At 38.6% G+C, this 1,631-nt stretch carries 2 protein-coding genes; both read right to left on the bottom strand.

Features of this window, described 5'->3' with window-relative positions; translation table 11 throughout:
* Positions 1-27 precede the first annotated feature (27 nt).
* On the bottom strand, positions 28-1,113 hold the full coding sequence (locus tag ACTQ53_RS17400; RefSeq protein ID WP_259326466.1) for a hypothetical protein: 1,086 nt from the start codon (positions 1,111-1,113) through the stop codon (positions 28-30).
* 125 nt (positions 1,114-1,238) lie between these two features.
* Positions 1,239-1,463: a hypothetical protein gene (locus tag ACTQ53_RS17395; RefSeq protein WP_117588242.1), complete on the bottom strand. Its 225-nt coding sequence runs from the start codon at positions 1,461-1,463 to the stop codon at positions 1,239-1,241.
* Positions 1,464-1,631 lie beyond the last annotated feature (168 nt).

Raw genomic sequence — 1,631 nt, 5'->3', positions numbered from 1 at the left:
TAGGGTGTCCAGTTCTATGTTCCAATATTAACTCACTTGTTTGAGTGTTTTGGTTCGTTCTGTCACCCAGTTTTTGGACAAGTGCTCGGTAGTCCAAGCATCAATGTCCTTAAGTTTAACATTCACTAAGCGCTCTTTGAAATTAAATGTTTTAGTAACGGATTCGTTCACGACTTTTGGATATAATGGTATCATTAGAGCAAAAGGAGTTATGCCATACAGCTTGTTCGGTGACTTCTTGCTTTTGTATATACCAAAAGTAGATTCAATGATGTCTGAAGAGATGCAGATATTCATATCCTCAGTAAGTTGCGCTTCTTCCTTTCGGAAGTACTCCAGCATCTTCAAGCCAAGGTGAGCTTGACGAGGATAAGCATTTCCTATAACATGAGCAACTATGTATGACTGGCACTCCTTACTCGTCTTGCAGGAAAAGCCTTTGTTTTTACAGATATGCTCTATATGCCTGATGGCATCCAACGCATCCATGAGTTCTTGCAACAAAGATTCATAGTCGTTGATGAAAGCATACGCTTCCTGCATTTCTTTTGGGAGTTTGTTGTAACAAGCAAGCATAGAGTTGCCCCAGATTACCCATTCAGACATATTCATGAATCTAGCAATAGTCCTCATGTTCGGTGGTAGCAAATATGCTTTATTTGTCAGATGGTATTGTAGTCTTTTCTTTCCTAAAAGTGTTGTAAGCTCAACAAAATCAGGCTGTTTTTCATACACCTTTTTGAGAATAACACCCATAGAATGACTGATGTCCGCATAATGCACATATCCAGAGTCCAAGATACCCCTTACAAGGTTATGGGCATTGTCACTAATCACATATTGAGGTTCTGAACCTGCAGATATAGTGACTTCGCTTATCTTGTTTTCGATATCTTCACCCTTGAAGTTTGCTCCTACCGTCATGTTTAAAACTGTCACATCTTCATGTTTGACAGGTCGATCTTGATGCTCTGATGGAATGGCTAGAGCCAAAAGTAGTTTCTGACCGTTTATAGCGATGCTCTCATCCATAACCATGGCAAACTTTTTGCCTTTGCATGGCTGGTCATCTTGATAAACAGACAGTCCCAACTTCTTTATCCAGTTTTCCACCGTATTGTAGCATGGACTTTTTCCGAAGTTCTCACCAAGTACTTCAGAGAATACCTCCAAGATCTTCACTACAGTTCGAAGGCCACAGCCAGTACGCATATAGATAAGAACACAAAGTTGAATTACTACAAGAGGGAATCTATGTCCGGGAACAGGTGCGAGAGTAATGCTCTTTGTTCGTTGGTCATAGTTATTTTCTGAACGTCTTTTTTTTTGAGTTCTTTCCGAAGACCTTTGATAGTGTTTGTATTCTTCACTTCTTTGCCTTCAAGTTGCTTAACTCTTTTACGAAGACGCTTTAACTCTTCCTCAGGGGTCTCTTTATGCTGTTTTGAATCTAACTTTTTCATTGATTATAAGTATTTGTAATTATGTACAAAGATACTAAAAATCAACGAGATACACAAATTTTCAAAGAACTATTTCGTTACATGAAACGTTAAATATCAGAGCGTAATATTAACAATTAACAGGGATGTTTCCAGCTTGTTTTTAAGAACAGAGAACTGGACACCCTA

The sequence above is a fragment of the Prevotella sp. Sow4_E9_plate genome, from assembly GCF_052116205.1.
Lineage (GTDB): Bacteria > Bacteroidota > Bacteroidia > Bacteroidales > Bacteroidaceae > Prevotella.
This window is presented reverse-complemented; position numbering and strand designations above follow the sequence as displayed.